The sequence below is a fragment of the Pantoea sp. AG1095 genome (genome assembly GCF_003208415.1).
Taxonomy (GTDB): Bacteria; Pseudomonadota; Gammaproteobacteria; order Enterobacterales; family Enterobacteriaceae; genus Pantoea; species Pantoea leporis.
Genome location: NZ_QKMJ01000001.1, coordinates 395,137 through 412,879, shown reverse-complemented (window position 1 = coordinate 412,879; position 17,743 = coordinate 395,137). Strand labels below are relative to the sequence as shown.

General features: G+C 54.2%; 15 protein-coding genes. 6 read left to right on the top strand and 9 right to left on the bottom strand.

Annotation, left to right across the window (positions count from 1 at the left end; all coding sequences use genetic code 11):
* The first annotated feature begins 2 nt into the window (after nucleotides 1-2).
* Nucleotides 3-2,141, top strand: coding sequence for a YccS family putative transporter (gene yccS, locus DEU53_RS01930; RefSeq protein ID WP_110865869.1), 2,139 nt, complete (start codon nucleotides 3-5; stop codon nucleotides 2,139-2,141).
* Here the strand turns inward: yccS and DEU53_RS01925 are convergent.
* Complete coding sequence (locus DEU53_RS01925) at nucleotides 2,138-2,767, bottom strand: TfoX/Sxy family DNA transformation protein (protein WP_101760920.1); 630 nt, start codon at nucleotides 2,765-2,767, stop codon at nucleotides 2,138-2,140. The two genes, yccS and DEU53_RS01925, sit on opposite strands and share 4 nt — an antisense overlap.
* Before the next feature lie 222 nt (nucleotides 2,768-2,989).
* On the opposite strand from DEU53_RS01925, the gene sulA reads away from it, so the two are divergent.
* Nucleotides 2,990-3,481, top strand: a complete 492-nt coding sequence (gene sulA / locus DEU53_RS01920) for an SOS-induced cell division inhibitor SulA (protein WP_101760921.1) — start codon at nucleotides 2,990-2,992, stop codon at nucleotides 3,479-3,481.
* A gap of 349 nt (nucleotides 3,482-3,830) precedes the next feature.
* Complete coding sequence (gene ompA, locus DEU53_RS01915; RefSeq protein ID WP_101760922.1) at nucleotides 3,831-4,901, top strand: porin OmpA; 1,071 nt, start codon at nucleotides 3,831-3,833, stop codon at nucleotides 4,899-4,901.
* Nucleotides 4,902-4,975: 74 nt separating this feature from the next.
* Here ompA and matP read toward each other — a convergent pair whose 3' ends face one another.
* Nucleotides 4,976-5,443, bottom strand: coding sequence for a macrodomain Ter protein MatP (matP, locus tag DEU53_RS01910; protein WP_008101445.1), 468 nt, complete (start codon nucleotides 5,441-5,443; stop codon nucleotides 4,976-4,978).
* A 53-nt stretch (nucleotides 5,444-5,496) separates the two neighbouring features.
* Between matP and DEU53_RS01905 the strand changes: the two genes are divergently transcribed.
* Together DEU53_RS01905 and fabA are read left to right on the top strand one after the other, a co-directional pair.
* Nucleotides 5,497-7,359, top strand: coding sequence for a Lon protease family protein (locus DEU53_RS01905; protein ID WP_110865868.1), 1,863 nt, complete (start codon nucleotides 5,497-5,499; stop codon nucleotides 7,357-7,359).
* A 67-nt stretch (nucleotides 7,360-7,426) separates the two neighbouring features.
* Entirely contained in the window at nucleotides 7,427-7,945 is a 519-nt protein-coding gene (fabA, locus tag DEU53_RS01900) for a bifunctional 3-hydroxydecanoyl-ACP dehydratase/trans-2-decenoyl-ACP isomerase (RefSeq protein ID WP_101760924.1), read from the top strand.
* A 66-nt stretch (nucleotides 7,946-8,011) separates the two neighbouring features.
* On the opposite strand, the gene rmf is transcribed toward fabA, so the two are convergent.
* From rmf to rlmKL, 6 genes are all read right to left on the bottom strand, one after another.
* Nucleotides 8,012-8,179 carry a ribosome modulation factor gene (gene rmf, locus DEU53_RS01895; RefSeq protein WP_071531634.1) on the bottom strand — a complete coding sequence of 56 codons (168 nt, stop codon included), beginning with the start codon at nucleotides 8,177-8,179 and terminating at the stop codon, nucleotides 8,012-8,014.
* A gap of 269 nt (nucleotides 8,180-8,448) precedes the next feature.
* Nucleotides 8,449-9,015, bottom strand: coding sequence for a membrane integrity-associated transporter subunit PqiC (pqiC, locus tag DEU53_RS01890; protein ID WP_110865867.1), 567 nt, complete (start codon nucleotides 9,013-9,015; stop codon nucleotides 8,449-8,451).
* Nucleotides 9,012-10,655 (bottom strand): intermembrane transport protein PqiB, encoded by a 1,644-nt coding sequence (pqiB, locus tag DEU53_RS01885; protein WP_101760926.1) that lies wholly within the window; start codon nucleotides 10,653-10,655, stop codon nucleotides 9,012-9,014. The genes pqiC and pqiB overlap by 4 nt, the downstream gene beginning before the upstream one ends.
* The gene (gene pqiA / locus DEU53_RS01880) at nucleotides 10,627-11,910 is read right to left on the bottom strand and encodes a membrane integrity-associated transporter subunit PqiA (protein WP_110865866.1); all 1,284 of its coding nucleotides are present in this window, start codon (nucleotides 11,908-11,910) and stop codon (nucleotides 10,627-10,629) included. The genes pqiB and pqiA overlap by 29 nt, the downstream gene beginning before the upstream one ends.
* Nucleotides 11,911-11,925: 15 nt before the next feature.
* A complete protein-coding gene (locus tag DEU53_RS01875; protein WP_110865865.1) occupies nucleotides 11,926-13,836 on the bottom strand; it encodes an ABC transporter ATP-binding protein in 1,911 nt (636 codons plus the stop codon).
* A 5-nt stretch (nucleotides 13,837-13,841) separates the two neighbouring features.
* Entirely contained in the window at nucleotides 13,842-15,959 is a 2,118-nt protein-coding gene (gene rlmKL, locus DEU53_RS01870; protein WP_110865864.1) for a bifunctional 23S rRNA (guanine(2069)-N(7))-methyltransferase RlmK/23S rRNA (guanine(2445)-N(2))-methyltransferase RlmL, read from the bottom strand.
* A gap of 108 nt (nucleotides 15,960-16,067) precedes the next feature.
* Here rlmKL and DEU53_RS01865 point away from each other — a divergent pair, with 108 nt between their 5' ends.
* Nucleotides 16,068-17,177: a YcbX family protein gene (locus tag DEU53_RS01865; protein WP_110865863.1), complete on the top strand. Its 1,110-nt coding sequence runs from the start codon at nucleotides 16,068-16,070 to the stop codon at nucleotides 17,175-17,177.
* A 5-nt stretch (nucleotides 17,178-17,182) separates the two neighbouring features.
* Here the strand turns inward: DEU53_RS01865 and DEU53_RS01860 are convergent, their stop codons facing one another.
* On the bottom strand, nucleotides 17,183-17,725 hold the full coding sequence (locus DEU53_RS01860; protein ID WP_101760931.1) for a cell division protein ZapC: 543 nt from the start codon (nucleotides 17,723-17,725) through the stop codon (nucleotides 17,183-17,185).
* Between the last annotated feature and the right edge of the window lie 18 nt (nucleotides 17,726-17,743).

The window sequence follows — 17,743 nt, the reverse complement described above, 5'->3', positions numbered from 1 at the left end:
CAATGATTCATGACGCCTTGCCAGGCTGGCGACGTTATCTGTTTAACAGCAGCCTGCGCTACTTGCTGCGCATCTTCTTTGCCTTAACCGGATGCGCGGCGGTACCGTGGTGGCTGCACCAAATCGAGTGGACCATTCCGCTGACGCTGGGCGTGGTCGCCGCGGCGCTGGCGGATCTCGACGATCGCTGGATTGGGCGTGTACGCAATCTTTTGATCACCCTGGTGTGTTTCTGTATTGCTTCGGTGTCGGTGGAACTGCTGTTCCCCCATCCGTGGGCGTTTGCTCTGGGTCTGGCGCTTTCCAGCTGGGGCTTTATTTTGCTCGGTGCGCTGGGACAGCGTTATGCCACCATCGCCTTTGGTGCGCTGCTGATTGCGGTTTATACCATGCTGGGCATCGGCTTGTTCCCGCAGTGGTGGATGCAGCCAGCGCTGCTGTTGATCGGTGCCCTTTGGTACAACTTGCTGACCTTTGTTGGTCATTTGATGTTTCCGGTGCGCCCGGTGCAGGAACAGCTGGCAGGCAGTTTTTCCCAGCTGGCGCGCTATCTTGAAGCCAAAGCAAACCTGTTTGATCCCGATGGCGGCGATCAGGATGACGCTACGCTGGTTGCCACGGCGATGGTCAACAGCCAGTTGGTGGCCCAGCTCAATCTGACTAAAAGCACCATTCAAAGTCGTTTGCGTGGCGACCGCGGTTCACGCAGCACGCGTCGCAGCCTGCACTACTATTTTGTCGCGCAGGATATCCATGAACGCGCCAGCTCCTCGCATCTGCAATATCATTTGCTGCGTGATAACTGGCGTTACAACGAAGTGCTGTTCCGTTTCCAGCGCCTGATGAACATGCAAGCGCGCGCGTGTCGGCAACTGGCGGAGACCATTTTGCTGCGTCAGCCGTGGCATCACGACAGCCATTTTGAACGCACCTTTGAACGGCTGGAAACCGCGCTGCAACGCCTTCAGCAGAACGAGCCGCAGGATCCACACATTCACGCACTGTTCTGGCTGCTGCGTAATCTGCGTGCCATTGATGCGCAACTGGCATCGATTGAGTCAGAGCAGATGCTGGCCGAACCGTCCCCGCAGAGCGATCACCATCTGTCACGGGAAGGGCTCAGCGGCTGGGCGGATATCCGCTTACGCCTGAGTCGCCATCTCAGCCCACAATCTGCCCTGTTCCGCCATGCAGTGCGTATGTCGCTGGTATTGTGTGTTGGCTACGCCTTTATTCAAATCACCGGCGTCGATCGCGGTTACTGGATCTTGCTGACCAGCCTGTTCGTCTGCCAGCCCAATTACAACGCCACCCGACGCCGCCTCGCCTTGCGTATCGGCGGTACCTTAGCCGGCATCGCCATCGGTTTGCCGGTCTTGTGGCTGGTGCCCTCGATTGAAGGTCAACTGGTGCTGATTGTGCTGAGCGGCGTGCTGTTCTTCGCATTCCGCCAGATTCAATATGCACAAGCCACGTTGTTTATCACCTTGCTGGTTCTGCTGTGCTTCAATTTGCTCGGCGAAGGCTTTGAAGTGGCGCTACCGCGCGTGGTGGATACCTTGCTTGGCTGTGGCCTGGCATGGCTAGCGGTGGCTTTTGTCTGGCCCGACTGGCGTTTTCGCAAAATCACCGCCGTTGCCGATCGAACATTGGATGCCAACTGCCGCTATCTGGATGCGATTATGGAGCAATACCATCAAGGCAAGGACAATCGCCTGGCTTATCGCGTGGCACGTCGCGATGCGCATAACGCCGATGCTGAGCTAGCGTCAGTGGTGTCAAACATCAGTGGTGAACTTAAGCTACAACAACCGTTACGTGAGAATGCGTTTCGACTGCTGTGTCTGAACCACTCCTTCCTCAGCTATATCTCGGCGCTGGGAGCGCATCGCGAACAGCTGGCAGATAGTACCTTGCTGACCTTACTGGATGACGCGGTCTGCTTCATAGAAGATGTGCTGCAGATCGATCAGGTTACGGATACGCAAGCCACAGAGATGCAGCAGGCGCTAATGCAGCGCATGAGCGAGATGAAAAACAGCCCGGATACACGCGCACCATTAGTGATTCAGCAATTGGGATTGTTGGTCGCGCTGCTGCCCGAAATTGCCCGTCTACGCCGCACCCTCGTCAACGATTAAGGCTGCTGATGCTCCGCCGCCGCATGCTGGCGGAGCATTTTTAAATACCAGGCATAGAGCTCTTGCCGGATGGCGCTGGGTAACGCCGCCTCATGATGTCCTGATATTGCACCTTCCAGCGCCAGCAGCGTTTTTAACCCAATGTGCTTATTCACCGCGCGTAGTTTCAGCCAGCTTTGTCGCGATCCTGTTTCACACAGCAACCGCACCGAACTGATCCCCACCTTATGCAGCATCAGCTCCAGTCGCAGGCTTAAATTCGGCAGATCTTTCAATCGCAGCGAGACAAGTCTGGTAGCCGCTTCCTCCTGTGCGGCGCGCAATGAGCTAGCCGATAACTGCAATAATTGTTCGGGGTTTTGCCATAACTGTGTATCTACTTTGAAGTAGCTTAAGGTCACCGGCACGCCACGCTTGCGGTAAATCAGCGGTTCGAGTGAACGCTGTGCGTTATAGACGTGAAGCGCCTCGCTGGCTCGGAGATAAAGCGCATCTTCATTGATATAAGCAAAAATCACCTTCTCAATAGTCAGCGCATACCCCCCAAATTGCGTACGTGATTCAATTTTACCTAATGCCGCCAACTGCGCTTTCGATTGCTCAACTACCGGGTTATATCTCTTCATAACGCCCCCTTCAATGGATTCCATGCGCGGGAAATTTCCTATAAAAGCTCGCAGATTCATCTGGTTAGAAGATAAAAAAAACGATTTAGCTGTTCAATGAATAAAAGCAGGAGTGCGGGATCTTGTGCAGAAATTGCGAGGCGTTTTCAGAAATTGAGGTTGATCTTTATCCAGGAAGTCATTACTGTACATCCATACAGTTCATTACTGAGTGATTAAATTATGCGTACTCATTTCTCTGGCCCTGCTGATCGTTCACATCGTTTCGCTTCACCTGGCTTAGCGCAACCTTCGCTGGGTGGAATCACTGAACTGCGCTCCAGCGAACAACCTGAAATGATGCAACTTATGCTGCTTCCGGTACTAAAACAGTTGAGCGAGCAATCGCGCTGGCAGCTGTGGCTCACTCCGGCTCATAAGCTAAATCGTAGCTGGATGCAGCAGTCGGGATTGCCGTTAGAAAAGAGTATGCATATCACCGAATCTGAGCGTTTTAACACCGTTGAAAGTATGGTGAAGGCATTACGTACAGGTAACTACAGCGTCGTGCTTGCCTGGATTCCGTACGAATTGAGTGATGAAGAGCGTTTAGAATTGGAACAAGCAGCGGCGGAAGGTGAAGCACTCGGTCTGATTTTGCGTCCACAGGGACGTCAATATGCTCATTCCAGACAACCTAATGCGTCAAAAATTCCCTCAGATTTGTTTCATTAAGTAAATCCAGGAATTTTCTCAGCATTTTTTTTGCAAAAGTTGCATCTAAGCTACTGATTCTTTTCCCGCCAGCTATGACAATGGCTTAGACGCTTTTTTGTTTTCTAAGACCGAAGATTTAGCCATATGTTTTGTTAAAATGTGTGTATAAATCGCTGTTTTTTTGCTGCCCGGCGTCACATCATACTTGTAAGTTTCCAATCTCGTTGTAGACTTTAGCTCGCCAGGGTGCTCAATAACCTCCGTTTTTTCGGTAGAGTCAAAAGCGAGCGTTTAGACCCGGCGAAGGATTAACACAAAGAGCAACCTTTTTGCTCATTGCCTATTTGGATGATAACGAGGCGCAAAAATGAAAAAGACAGCTATCGCAATTGCAGTGGCACTGGCTGGCTTCGCTACCGTAGCGCAGGCCGCACCTAAAGATAACACCTGGTACACCGGTGCTAAACTGGGCTGGTCTCAGTATCACGATACTGGTTACTACGGTAACGGTTATGAGAACAACAACGGTCCAACTCATGAATCTCAGCTGGGTGCTGGTGCATTCCTGGGTTATCAGGCGAACCCGTACCTGGGCTTCGAGCTGGGCTACGACTGGTTGGGCCGTATGCCTAACAAAGGTACCGTGACCAACGGCGCATTCAAAGCACAAGGCGTTCAGCTGGCTGCTAAACTGAGCTACCCAATTACCGAAGACTTCGATGTCTACACCCGTCTGGGTGGTATGGTATGGCGTGCTGACTCTACTCAGACCAACCCAACTACTGGCCGCATCAGCGACCACGACACCGGCGTTTCTCCGCTGGCTGCTGTTGGTGTTGAATACGCACTGACCAAAAACTGGGCAACTCGCCTGGACTACCAGTGGGTTAATAACATCGGTGACGCAGGTACCGTTGGTGCACGTCCAGACAACAGCATGCTGAGCGTGGGCGTTTCTTACCGTTTCGGTCAGGATGAAGATGCAGCGCCAGTTGTAGCTCCGGCTCCAGCTCCAGCGCCAGTTGTTGAAACCAAGCGTTTCACCCTGAAGTCTGACGTTCTGTTCACCTTCAACAAATCTACTCTGAAGCCAGAAGGTCAGCAGGCTCTTGATCAGCTGTACAGCCAGCTGAGCTCAATGGATCCGAAAGACGGCTCTGTTGTAGTACTGGGCTTCACCGATCGCATCGGTTCAGAGCAGTACAACCAGAAACTGTCTGAGAAGCGCGCGCAATCTGTAGTTGATTACCTGGTATCTAAAGGTATCCCTTCTAACAAGATCTCTGCACGCGGTATGGGCGAATCCAACCCAGTTACTGGCAACACCTGTGACAGCGTGAAAGGCCGCAATGCCCTGATCGACTGCCTGGCGCCAGACCGTCGCGTTGAAATCGACGTGAAAGGTATCAAAGACGTTGTAACTCAGCCACAGGCTTAAGTTATCACGCAGTAAAAAACCCCGCTAAGGCGGGGTTTTTTTATGGCTGAATGTAATGAGAACGGAAAAGGATTCTACTCTTTTTCCGAGCCACCATTTCCGAGGATCGCCTGCAGATCTTGCTTCAGCGTAGACATCTGGCTGGCGTACTTCTCTTTGCGTTCAGCATCTTCAATTAACTGAACTATGGTTTCTGACAGCGTATTACTGCGACGCTGCGCCAATCCAGCCAGACGCTGCCACACCAGATATTCCAGATCGATCGATTTCTTACGCGTGTGCTGATGCTCAGCATTAAAGTGACGTTTACGACGTGCACGTATCGTCTGCTTAAGACGATTCTCCAAATCTGGATGAATGTGCTGGGCGATCCACTCGTTAACCTCAACCGGGCTGTTTTCCATCGACAACAACGTATCGACCGCAGCTTGCGCCGCACTAAGCTCAAGATGACGGGTGATCAGTTCACCCTCCCGATGCTTTTTCACCAGGTATTTCCACTTCCATCCACTTTCAAGATTTTCGAGTTGCTGGTATTTCATCGGAATCTCATCGTGATCACGTAACAAACTAAGAATAACAGCTTTTTTCCTGGATGCAGCAAGGAAAAACATGTCGCAGCCGTCACAATCCGGGCCGGAACTCCGCCGTGATTAACCAGGTTGATTCCTGTATAATCGCGCTTTTCCTAAATCAGACTAATGCGAATATTTTGACCAGCACTCAAATTACGTGGCAAGCCCTGCAGCCGGATAGCGACCGCTACCAATCCATTTTCTCGACCGTCTCACTGGAAGATTGCGATAGTCTTGCCGCGGTTCAGCCGCGTCTGCTGAATGCGCTGGCGCATTTGCATCATCAAACCCTGGGTTTTCCGCTGCTGCTGTTACGCAGTCAGGAAAACAGCGATTACCTGGCCTGCATCGCCGAAGCGGCGCAACGTTTCCAGCCGGATGAAATTCCTCTTTACGGTGGCGACTATCATGTGATGGGCGATACCGTCAGTCTTCTACCGCCAACCGATTTCAATCGCCCCTTCACCAGCCAGGGCGGCGTGCATTTCGCCGACTGGATTGAAGCTGAACAGTTGTTCGGTTGCGTACGTCAATATAAAGACCGTGTGCAGCCTGAACCGGGCTTACTGCATCGCGCCAATGGCGGTACGTTGATTCTTGCGGTCAACACTTTACTGGCACAGCCGCTGCTGTGGCTGCGTTTGCGTAAGTGTATTGAGCAAGGTCGCTTCGATTGGTATTCACAGGATGAGCGTCAACCATTGCCCGTTGCCATTCCCCCGCTACCGTTGCAACTGCGTCTGGTACTGTGTGGCGACCGTGATGCACTGGCCGCCTTTCAGGAAATGGACGTCGAAGTTCATGAGATGGCGCTGTATAGCGAATTCGAAGAGAGCTTACAAATTCTCGACGAAGATGACATGACGTCATGGTGCCAGTGGACGCTAACGCAAGCCGAACAAGCCGGATTAGCGCAGCCTGAAGCCGATTTCTGGCCATTGTTGATCACCGAAGCAGCACGCATGACCGGTGATCAAGACACGTTGCCGCTTTGCCCGCGCTGGCTGCGTCGCCAGCTGCAAGAAGCGGCGCTGCATGGCGACAGCATCAATGGCGAAGCGTTGAAAGAAGCGCTGGAAGCGCGCCAATGGCGTGAAGGCTTCCTCGCCGATCGCATGCGTGATGAAATCCTGCTTAATCAGATCATGATTGAAACCGAAGGCGAAGTGGTTGGGCAAATCAACGGCCTTTCGGTGGTTGAGTTCCCAGGCCATCCGCGTCCGTGGGGAGAACCTTCGCGCATTACCTGTGTGGTACATCCGGGCGATGGCGAGTTCACCGATGTGGAGCGCAAAGCCGAATTAGGTGGCAACATCCATGCGAAAGGCATGATGATTATGCAAGCCTACCTGATTGCCGAGCTGGAGCTAGAGCAACAGCTGCCCTTCTCCGCTTCACTGGTGTTTGAACAATCCTATTCCGAAGTGGATGGCGACAGCGCCTCGCTGGCCGAGCTCTGTGCGTTAATCAGTGCGCTGGCTAATCAGCCGGTTAACCAGCAGATTGCGGTGACCGGCTCAGTTGATCAGTTTGGTAACGTGCAGCCCGTCGGCGGCCTGAACGAAAAAATTGAAGGCTTCTTCCAAATCTGTCATTCACGTGAATTGACCGGCAAGCAAGGTGTCATTTTCCCTGCCAGTAACGCGCGCCATCTCAGTCTGAATCAGGATGTTGTGGAAGCGGTTAAGGCCGGACAATTCCATCTTTGGGCCATTGAGAGCGTAGATGAAGCGTTGCCGCTGCTGACCGGCATTGCCTGGCAGAGTGAAAGCGGCGAATCTCTGCTTAGCACCATTCAGGAACGTATTACCCAGCTGAACCAGCAGGAAGCTCGCCTGCGTCCGTGGCCACTACGTTGGCTCAACTGGTTCAACCACAGCTGATAACATTGCTCAGCGTACAACTGTTCGCTAATATTCGGGCTTCACTAAAAGAAGGCATATTGAGAACATGGTAGATAAACGCGAATCCTATAGTAAAGAAGACCTGATTGCCTCGGGTCGCGGCGAACTGTTTGGCGAAAATGGACCGCCGCTTCCATCCAACAACATGTTGATGATGGACCGCGTGGTCAAAATGACCGAAGACGGCGGTAAATTCGATAAAGGTTTCGTCGAAGCCGAACTGGATATCCGCCCTGACCTGTGGTTCTTTGACTGCCACTTCATTGGCGATCCGGTAATGCCGGGTTGCCTCGGCCTCGATGCGATGTGGCAGCTGGTAGGTTTCTACCTCGGCTGGCTGGGCGCAGAAGGTAAAGGCCGCGCGTTGGGCGTGGGTGAAGTGAAGTTCACTGGACAAGTCCTGCCTACCGCCAAAAAAGTGACCTATAAAATTCACTTCAAACGTGTGATTAACCGTAAACTGGTGATGGGCGTGGCAGATGGCGAAGTCTTCGTTGACGGGAACCTGATTTACTCTGCGACCGATTTGAAAGTGGGTCTGTTCAAAGACACTTCAGCTTTCTAATCCTTCCAAATGAAAACCTCCGCACGCAGCGGAGGTTTCTTCCATAATGTTAGACATCCAGCAGTGCTAGGCCACCGCTGACCTGTCCTCCATGGCTTGACGCCAACCTCCCAACCAGTGAGACCGTGCATCGATCAATTGATAAGGGCATATCTCTTTCGAGCGGCCCGTAATACCGGCTTGGTAGCCTCGTGAATGTGCTCGTTCCAGGCGGTCTCTCTTCTGTCTCTTCATGCCTCGTTTCCCTCATTTCAGGTCTGGTGGAATCTGGGTGGAAAGAAAGAGTGGCGATATAATGTTCAACCACAGTAATGTTCTAACCCGATGCCGAAGAAAGGTCAATGCGCAAAATTCACGCCAATGTCATGTATTTGACGTTAAAGTGCCATGTAGAATTGTCAGTTGATTGTCTATCTGGCTGATTAGGCAATAAAAAAAGCCCCTGATTTGACTGCGATCACACTACAGTAAATCAAGGACTTAGCATAAGCATCGAACAAATCTTAATTTAGCGAAACCACACTATTTGCGATTTGTTGGGCGGTTTGCTGCCAGCCGAGAGCCAGAGTACGTACCAGCGCATCATAGCCATCTTCTGTTTGCGGCAGCGTCAGATTAAAGCCATGTTTGATTAGGCGTCCTTGATGCTGCAGTAACCATTCGCCACTCACCACCACTTGTCCATCGTAGCGTCCCTGGAAACCGGTAACGTTTACCGACAGCGTATCGTGCGTATCGCCCAGCGGCGCACCGGCAACCAGGCGGCCAGGCAGCGCTTTACTGAGATTTCTGATCAACGTTTGCTGCAACTGTTGATCGAGCGGACTGGCCCACAGGTTATTGGCTGCAATCACGTACTTCACATCGCTGGTCTGATAGACCAGGCCGTTGCCCGCCATGTAATCCGGTACCGTCACTTGCTCAACCCAAATCATCGGTTGGCCAGTGCCCGCGGCACTTTCAACGCGCGCCACATTGCTGCCCGCAGGCAGCTGATAATAGGTATTTTCAATGGTGCTGCTGCAGCCTGCCAGCAGCAACAGCGCCCCGATAATTAGCCCTTTTTTCACTGTTTCGCCCTCTTTGGCTGTGGATCCTGGCCCGGCTTGGCCTCAAACACCAGCGCGTTACTTTTGCTGTTCAGCGTTTTCAGCACTGGCTGCAGTTCTCGCAATACCTGATCAAGCCGCTGCATATCGCCCACCAGCTTGCTGTAAGCCGGTGAACCTGGCTGCAGCCCTTTCATGCTGCGGTTCAGTTCGCGCAGGGTTTGCTGCATGTCTGAAGGCAGGGTTTTCATCGCCGGATTCGCCGTGACCTGATTAAGGTTATCCAGCGTTTTCTGCAGCCGCTGCAGGGTGCGCTGGCTCTCTTTCAAGGTACCTGTGGCTTCATTCAGCACTGGATTAAGTGGCAAGCCGTTGATCTTATCCAGCGCCGCCATCAGTTTCTGCTGAATCTGCGCCAGGCCGCCGCTGACGGTTGGAATCACTTCCAGGCCAGCCACCTGATTCGGGCCTTGATACGCCGGTGCGTTATCGTAGAAATCGAGGTCGATAAATAGCGCGCCAGACAGCAGGTTGCCGGTTTTCAGCGTCGCACGCAGACCGCGTTTTTTGCCATCCTGCAGATGCTGCTCAAGATTGAAATCTCCGCCCAGGCGATTAACAAACCGATCCGGCTCAATGCGAATCAGCACCGGCACACGATAATCAGTATTCAGCGCCTGATTCACGCCCGGAATCATATAAGGTACTTGTGACACCGTACCCAAACGAATGCCGCGGAACTCAACCGGTGCGCCAACCTGCAAGCCGCGAATCGAATCGGTGAAGAACAGCAGGAAATCGGTATGAGCGCTGTAGAGCGAATCCTGGATGCTGCGCTGATCGTCGTACAGATGGTATTCCGCCTTGTTCTCCGCCGCCCGGCCCAGCTCAGCGCCGTCCGGCACATCAAAGCTGACGCCGCCGCTGAATAGCGTAGTGAGCGATCCCATCTCTACGCGCATGCCTGATGCAGACATATCGACGGCAATACCGCTGTCTTTCCAGAAACGCACGTTGGTGGTGATCAGGCGATCGTAAGGCGCCGAGATAAACAGCTGATAAGTCATCATGCGTTTATCGGTATCAAAGTTGCTGGTTTCCACTGAACCTACACGATAACCGCGGAACAGCACCGGATCGCCCGCATTAAGCTGACCGGCTTTTTTGCTGTCGAGTGTTATGCGAATGCCTTTGGCATCCGGCGGCGCCAGCGGCGGTGCATCCAGCAGTTGATAACGTTCCGGCTTATCGCCCTTCGCGCCCGGCTGCAGCTCGATATAGGCACCGGAAAGCAGTGTGCCCAATCCGGTAATGCCTTCGCGACCAATTTGCGGTTTCACCACCCAAAATGCGCTGTCGCCCTGTAGCAACTTTTCCATGCCCGAATTAAGACGCGCTTTAATCTCTACATGGTGCAAATCGTCGGTCAGAACCGCGCTTTCCACCACACCGACGTTGACGCTGCGGCTCTTAATGGTGGTTTTACCGGCTTCGATGCCTTCCGCATTTTCGGTAATCAGCGTCACTTCCGGGCCCTGATGGCTGAAGTGATAAAAAAGAATCCATCCGCCGATTAACAGCGTGACAATAGGTACAATCCAGACCGGCGACCAGCGTTTAATCTGGTCGACCTTAGCAGTCCCGTGATGGTTGTCCGTCAAGACGCGGCTCCTTACGTTCAGTTTCTCGTTGTCGATCCCACAGCAGGCGCGGATCAAAGGTCATTGCGGCAAACATGGTGAGGATGACCACCATGGCAAACAACAGCGCGCCTGGCGCAGGATACACGCTCATCAGCCGACCCATCCGCACCAGCGCAGAGAGAACGGCGATTACAAACACATCAATCATTGACCAACGGCCAACGAATTCAACCACCTCATAAACCACGTGCATCTTTTCATCATCGCGCCCACCGCGTCCGCTGCCGTGCCAGCACAGCCAGGCAATCGCCAGCATTTTCAGCGAAGGCACCATGATACTGGCGATGAAGATCACCAGCGCCACCGGCCACGAACCGTCGCTCCATAGCAAAATTACTCCGGCCATAATGTTCGAAGGATATTGCGAACCGAGCGTTTCGGTCACCATGATCGGCATGATATTTGAGGGAATATAGAGCATCACCGAGGTGATCAGCAGCGCCAGCGTCCATTGCAAACTGTGCTTGCGGCGCGCATGCGCCTTCACACCACAACGCGGGCACGCCAGTTGGTCAGCGGGCAGAATCGCGGTACAACACGGACAGCTACGCAAACCTTGCTTCAGGCCGCTAACACCGGCCAGCGGCGTTTTCGGCAGCGGCGGTAACGGATTGATGCGGTGCCACACCCAACGGCGATCAACACATTGAAAAGCGCGCAATTGCAACACGCAGAACAGACACCACGGCCAAAAACTGCTGCCGAGGCCAATCTCACCATACGCCATCAGCTTAACGAAACTGACCAGCACGCCAGCCATAAAAATTTCCGCCATGCCCCAGCTACGCAGCTGAAACAGCACGCGCGCCAACCCAAGCCGCAGGTTGTGCGGCATGCGGACGTTATTGACCAGCAGAATAATGGTGATCATGCAGAAGGCAGGAATGCCCTGCACAAACAGCAGAAACAGCGTTGCCAGGCTGCGGTAATCTTCGCGATCCATCACCTGGGGAATTTCGAGCAGCGATATCTGGCTGCTCAATCCCGCGACGTGCATATTGATGAAAGGAAACAGATTGGCCAGCACCAGCATGAACAGGGCCGAAAAGGCGTAGCCGGTCGGACGTCGACGCGGCTCCTGCCAGTTGGCTTGCAGCGTGGTGTGACAACGCGGGCAACGCGCACGGCTGCCAACCGGTACAGCGGGCAGCTTTACTGTTAAATCACACTGTGGACAAAGACTCCACTGATGCGCTTGATCCGCTGCACACATGCTGACTCCTTCCGATTACGCGCCGTTTTTCAGTGCTTCCAGCTCTTCCCAGCGTTCGAACGCCACTTCCAGCTCCTGCTCGGTTTGCGCTAACGCATCCAGAACCGGCTGGGTTTTATCGTGTGGCTGGCTGAAGAAATCTGGATGACTCATTTTAGCCTGCAACTCACCGATGCGGGTTTCCAACTGCTCCAGTTTTTGTGGCAGCTGTTCCAGCTCACGTGCCAGGTTATAGCTTAGCTTGTTGGCCGGACGTTTGGCGGCGTCACTTTTCTCAGCGGTTTTCACCGGTGTAGCCGGTTTAGCCTGCGAGGCTTTGCCCTGCTTATAGGCTGCGCGCTGCTGCTGAGCATCGTGATAGCCACCGACAAAGGTGCCGATTTCGCCGTTGCCTTCAAAGATCCAGCACTCGGTCACGGTGTTGTCGACGAATTGACGGTCGTGGCTCACCAGCATCACGGTGCCCTGATAACCATCCACCAGCTCTTCCAGCAATTCCAGCGTTTCGACGTCGAGGTCGTTGGTCGGTTCATCAAGAATCAGCAGGTTGCTTGGCTTGAGGAACAGACGCGCCAGCAGCAGGCGGTTTCGCTCACCGCCGGACAAGGCGCGCACCGGCGTCATGGCGCGTTTCGGATGGAACAGGAAGTCCTGCAGGTAACCGAGCACGTGGCGCGGTTTGCCGTTAACCATCACTTCCTGCTTACCTTCAGCGAGGTTATCCATCACGGTACGATCCGGATCCAGCTCAGCGCGGTGCTGATCGAAGTAAGCGATTTCCAGCTTGGTACCGCAATGCACGCGGCCGCTGTCGGCTTTCAGCTGATCCAGCATCAGACGCAGCAAGGTGGTTTTACCACAACCGTTCGGGCCAATCAGGGCGATTTTGTCGCCGCGCTGCACCTGAGTAGAGAAGTCTTTCACCAGGGTTTTGCCACCCACGCTGTAATTGACATCTTCCATCTCAAACACGATTTTGCCTGAACGTGCCGCTTCGCCGACTTGCATATTGGCTTTGCCCATCACTTCACGACGTGCAGAGCGCTCGTTACGCAGCGCTTTCAAGGCACGTACACGGCCTTCGTTACGCGTGCGGCGCGCTTTGATGCCCTGACGGATCCACACTTCTTCCTGCGCCAGCTTGCGGTCAAACTCGGCGTTCTGCATCTCTTCGACACGCAGCGCTTCTTCTTTGCCGATCAGGAACAGATCGTAGTTGCCCGGCCAGGAAACCAGCTTGCCGCGATCAAGATCGACAATGCGCGTCGCCATGTTGCGAATAAACGAACGGTCATGCGAAATGAAGATGATGCTGCCGGTGAATGTCTTGAGGAACGTTTCCAGCCAATCAATGGTTTCGATATCAAGGTGGTTGGTCGGTTCGTCGAGCATCAGTACGCGCGGGTTGCTCACCAGCGCGCGGCCCAACGCCGCTTTACGCAGCCAGCCGCCAGACAGCGAAGACAACTCGGTATCCGCATCCAGACCAATCTGCTGCAGCACGTCGTTGATGCGGCTATCCAGCTGCCACAGATTCTGATGGTCAAGGATGGTTTGCAAACGACCCATCTCGTTCAGGTTCTTCTCGCTCGGATCTTCCATCACCAGATGGGAAATCGCGTGATAAGCCTTGAGATGCTCCGCCTGCTCGGCCACGCCTTCGGCAACGAAGTCATAAACAGAACCGGTAATGTTGCGTGGCGGATCCTGTTGCAGACGCGCCACCACCAAATCCTGCTCATAAATGATGCGGCCGTCATCCAGCGGCTGTTCGCCGTTGATGATTTTCATCAGCGTCGATTTACCGGCGCCGTTACGGCCAACCAGACAGACGCGTTCGCCCTCTTCGATATGCAGTTCGGTGTTATCCAACAGCGGCGCATCGCTGAACGAGAGGTAAGCGCCATGGATACTGATCAGTGACATAAAACTTATTCCTTACCGGCGTGGCTAACCAGCCAGCAGTTGTGAATTTGACGGTTGCGCGCGAAATCCTGCGACAGCGTTTTTTGGGTAATTTCCTGCGCCTGCAGACCCAGACGTTCTAAGCCGTCGAGATCCATTTTGAAGCCGCGCTTGTTGTTGGAGAACATAATGGTGCCACCGCGACGCAGCAAACGTTTCAGGTTCTGCATCAGCATCATGTGATCGCGCTGCACGTCGAAATCGTCTTCCATGCGCTTAGAGTTAGAAAACGTCGGCGGATCGATAAAGATCAAATCGAACTGTTCGTCACTCTCACGCAACCAGCTCAGGCAATCGGCGTGCATCAGGCGATGATTACGGCCGGTTAAACCGTTAAGGCGCAGGTTGCGCTCGGCCCACTCCAGATAAGTACGCGACATATCCACGGTGGTGGTGGTTTTTGCGCCACCTAAACCGGCATGTACGCTGGCGGTACCGGTGTACGCAAACAGATTGAGGAAATCTTTGCCTGCGCTCATTTTGCCCAGCATCTGGCGCGCTATACGGTGATCGAGGAACAAACCAGTATCCAGATAATCGGTGAGATTCACCAGCAGGCGCGCATCAAATTCCTGCACTTCGAAGAAATCGCCCTTCTCACCCAGCTTTTGATACTGGCTTTTGCCTTTCTGGCGTTCGCGGGTCTTCATTACCAGACGATTGGCCGGGATCTCCAGCACGCTCAGCGTAGCGCTGATCACATCGAACAGACGCTGACGCGCTTTGTTGGCGTCCACGGTTTTCGGCGGCGCATACTCCTGAATCACCACCCAATCAGCGTAACGATCGACCGCTACGTTGTACTCAGGCAGATCGGCGTCATACAGACGATAACAATCGATATTCGACTGACGCGCCCATTTATCCAGCTTCTTCAGGTTCTTGCGCAGACGGTTAGCAAAATCTTCGGCGATCTGCGCGCCGCCTTCTGCACTGGTTGCAGCCAGCTGATAGTTTTTCTGCACGCACTCCAGCGGGCCGTTTTTGGCTTTAAACTGACGATCGGCACGCAGTTGCAAGCAGCTCAGCAGCTCTGGCGAAGCGCTGAACAGCGACAGATTCCAGCCGCCGAAGTGCTGCTTCATGATGCGGCCCAGCTGGCTGTGCAGCGCAATCAGCGCCGGTTCGCTTTCCAGACGCTCACCGTACGGCGGGTTGCTCAATACCGTGCCGGTAATCTCTTTGCCCGCCAGCGGATTCTTCAGCTTAATCACATCCTGCTGCGCAAAGGTGAACAGCTCGAACACGCCTGCACGACGGGCGTTGGCGCGCGCTGATTCCAGCACACGGCTGTCATTATCGTAGCCAAAGAAACGGGCGGTCGCAGCGGCGGTACCCACGCGCGCGCGCTCTTTCGCGACAGCATGAACTTCCTGCCACGCTGCCTGATTATGTTTCTTCCAGCGATTGAAGCCCCAATGGGTACGCAGCAGGCCAGGCGCGCGATCGCAGGCGATCAACGCCGCTTCCAGCAGCAGCGTACCGGAACCACACATCGGATCGACCAGCGGCGTGCTGCTCTGCCAACCGGAACGCATCACGATGGCTGCCGCTAAGGTTTCTTTTAGCGGCGCTGCGCCGGTTTGCTGGCGATAGCCGCGCTGATGCAGTGAATCACCGCTTAGATCCAGCGCGATGCTGACGCGATCTTTGTTGAGCCACGCATTGATGCGGATGCCCGGTTGTTCACGATCAACGTTCGGGCGCTCCAGATTCTGGCGGGTAAAACTATCGACGATGGCATCTTTAATGCGCAGCGCACCGAACTGGCTGTTACGGATCACCTCGTTAGTGCCGCTAAAATGGATGGCAAAACTGGTGTTGCTGTCGAACATCTCGGTCCACGGGATACTTTGCGCACCCACGTAAAGATCGAGATCGCTCCAGACGCCAAATTCTCCCAGCGGCAGCAAAATGCGCGAAGCCAGACGGCTCCACAGCAGGCTTTGGTACATTACATGGTCGTCGGCCTGGAAGTGGACGCCGCCCTGCACCACCTGCAAATCCTGCGCACCCAGCGCGTCTAGCTCACTTTTCAACAGCTCTTCGAGCCCACGCGCCGTACTGGCAAACAGAGAATTCATATCGTCACTTTTTACTCTTGCTTAAATTGCTGCGCATTATAGCGAATCAGCGTGCTATGTCATAAAGTTAGCTTCTTTAAAACTTATGACCCCTTTTTTGGAGTGGTGATGATTACGCTTTCACGCCTTTACATCCATCCCGTTAAATCTATGCGCGGTCTGCAACTGTCACATGCGCAGGTGCTGGAAAGCGGTCTGGGCTTTGATCGCATCTTTATGGTGACCGAACGGGACGGCACGTTCGTGACCGCCCGCCAGTTTCCGGAAATGGTGCGCTTTACCCCGGCGCTGCTGCCGGACGGGCTGTTTCTGCAGGCAGCGGATGGTTCGCAGGCGCTGATCCGCTTCGCTGATTTCACCGCTGAGCAGTCACCCACCGAAGTCTGGGGCAACCATTTCACCGCGTGCGTTGCACCTGACGCGATCAACAGCTGGTTAAGCACCTTCTTCCCGCGTCCGGTGCAGCTGCGCTGGACCGGCGTGCAACCGACGCGCCGCGTGAAGCGTTTTGATCATGTGCCACTGAGTTTCGCCGACGGTTTTCCTTACCTGTTAGTGAATATGGCCTCGTTGCAGGATCTGCAGCAGCGCTGTCCAGCCAGCGTGCGCGTTGAGCAGTTCCGTCCCAATTTGGTGGTGAGCGGCGCGGCCGCCTGGGAAGAAGATAGCTGGAAACGCCTGCAAATTGGCGAGATCACCTTTGAGATGCCGAAACCGTGCAGCCGCTGCGTGTTTACCACCGTCGGTACCGAAAGCGGCCGTAAGCATCCTGATGGCGAACCGCTCTCGACCTTGCAGGGTTTTCGCAGCGCGCAGGATGGCAGCGGCGATATCGATTTCGGCCTGAATTTGATCGCCCTTAATAGCGGCATTATTCGCGTCGGCGATGCGGTGACCATTCTCGAGAAGCAAACCCCACGCGCTTACGGTGCGGGCGCCGTGGTCGAAACGCTGGCGCCAGCCGCTAGCAGCCACAGCGCGGTGAGCATCGATTATCAGGGGACGAGCTTTAGCGGCGACAATCAGCAAGTGCTGCTGGAACAGTTGGAAATGCAGGGTTTCCGCATTCCCTACTCGTGCCGTGCCGGGATTTGTGGCAGCTGCAAAGTGACGTTGGTGGCGGGTGAAGTGAAAGCACTGAAGAAAAGCGCGGTGCGCGCCGATGGTACCATCTTAAGCTGCAGCTGCATTCCGGCAGGCGATATCGAACTGGCGTAAGCCGATTACACCGCCCGCGCAAAGTGGGCGGTTTGTTCCTGCTGCTGCGGACGCAGACGATCGTTCATGATCTTTATCGCATCACCCAACTGCATACCTTTACCCGCCACGGTTAGCGCGTTTTGCGCTAATAAACACAGCGCAGCATTTTCACCGCTTTCAACCACAAACAGTTGTGCCTGTTCGCCGCTATCAGCCAGCGTCACCGCCACCATATCGCCCGCAGCGGGCTGCCAGCTGTGCGCATGATTGGTGAAGTGCCAGCTTTTTGGCATCAGGGGTTTGAGAAAACGACTGGCCACTAGCGCGTTTAACACTAATTCCGCACGCTGATCGCCTTTTAATCCACTCTGACGGCAACGTTCTTCAAAGCTAAAATAGAGCGCGGCGTCATCAACGCAAAAACCGCTGACATTAAAGGCATCAGGCGTCAGCATTTTGCGCGAGAAGCGCGAGCGAAATAACATGCCGTCGGCTAAATCCAGCATCATGCGGTCATGATCAGCGTCGAAATACCAACGCCAGTTGTCATCAGGTTTGATTTTCATGATCTGCCCTGTGGTTTA

Excerpts from the sequence above, each read along its gene's own strand:
- yccS (WP_110865869.1), top strand. The coding sequence starts at position 3 with ATGATTCATGACGCCTTGCCAGGCTGGCGACGTTATCTGTTTAACAGC.
- DEU53_RS01925 (WP_101760920.1), bottom strand. The coding sequence starts at position 2,767 with ATGAAGAGATATAACCCGGTAGTTGAGCAATCGAAAGCGCAGTTGGCG.
- sulA (WP_101760921.1), top strand. The coding sequence starts at position 2,990 with ATGCGTACTCATTTCTCTGGCCCTGCTGATCGTTCACATCGTTTCGCT.
- ompA (WP_101760922.1), top strand. The coding sequence starts at position 3,831 with ATGAAAAAGACAGCTATCGCAATTGCAGTGGCACTGGCTGGCTTCGCT.
- matP (WP_008101445.1), bottom strand. The coding sequence starts at position 5,443 with ATGAAATACCAGCAACTCGAAAATCTTGAAAGTGGATGGAAGTGGAAA.
- DEU53_RS01905 (WP_110865868.1), top strand. The coding sequence starts at position 5,497 with ATGCAGCAAGGAAAAACATGTCGCAGCCGTCACAATCCGGGCCGGAAC.
- fabA (WP_101760924.1), top strand. The coding sequence starts at position 7,427 with ATGGTAGATAAACGCGAATCCTATAGTAAAGAAGACCTGATTGCCTCG.
- rmf (WP_071531634.1), bottom strand. The coding sequence starts at position 8,179 with ATGAAGAGACAGAAGAGAGACCGCCTGGAACGAGCACATTCACGAGGC.
- pqiA (WP_110865866.1), bottom strand. The coding sequence starts at position 11,910 with ATGTGTGCAGCGGATCAAGCGCATCAGTGGAGTCTTTGTCCACAGTGT.
- DEU53_RS01875 (WP_110865865.1), bottom strand. The coding sequence starts at position 13,836 with ATGTCACTGATCAGTATCCATGGCGCTTACCTCTCGTTCAGCGATGCG.
- rlmKL (WP_110865864.1), bottom strand. The coding sequence starts at position 15,959 with ATGAATTCTCTGTTTGCCAGTACGGCGCGTGGGCTCGAAGAGCTGTTG.
- DEU53_RS01865 (WP_110865863.1), top strand. The coding sequence starts at position 16,068 with ATGATTACGCTTTCACGCCTTTACATCCATCCCGTTAAATCTATGCGC.
- DEU53_RS01860 (WP_101760931.1), bottom strand. The coding sequence starts at position 17,725 with ATGAAAATCAAACCTGATGACAACTGGCGTTGGTATTTCGACGCTGAT.